The sequence below is a fragment of the Paenibacillus sp. GbtcB18 genome (genome assembly GCF_019091125.1).
GTDB classification, from domain to species: Bacteria; Bacillota; Bacilli; order Paenibacillales; family NBRC-103111; genus Paenibacillus_F; species Paenibacillus_F chitinolyticus.
In genome coordinates this window covers 1-234 of the sequence record NZ_JAGXJX010000910.1, presented here as the reverse complement: position 1 = coordinate 234, position 234 = coordinate 1, and the positions used below count along the sequence as shown (strand labels likewise).

Here is a 234-nt window from a genome sequence, read left to right as displayed (position 1 = left end):
AAGTTCAATAGGTGAAGTGATCTGGAAAGGTCCGCTGCAAATGGTAACAGCCCTGTAGCCGAAAGTGAACGTATGCCCAGACGGAACCTGAGTACGGCGGGACACGAGAAACCCCGTCGGAATCCGGCAGGACCATCTGCCAAGGCTAAAAACTCCCTAGCAACCGATAGTGAAGCAGTACCGTGAGGTAAAGGGGAGAAGCACCCCGGGAGGGGAGGGAAAAAGAACCTGAAA

At 53.8% G+C, this 234-nt stretch carries 1 rRNA gene; it reads left to right on the top strand.

Annotation, left to right across the window (positions count from 1 at the left end):
- Nucleotides 1-234 (top strand): 23S ribosomal RNA (locus tag KVT34_RS31270); the annotation flags it as partial.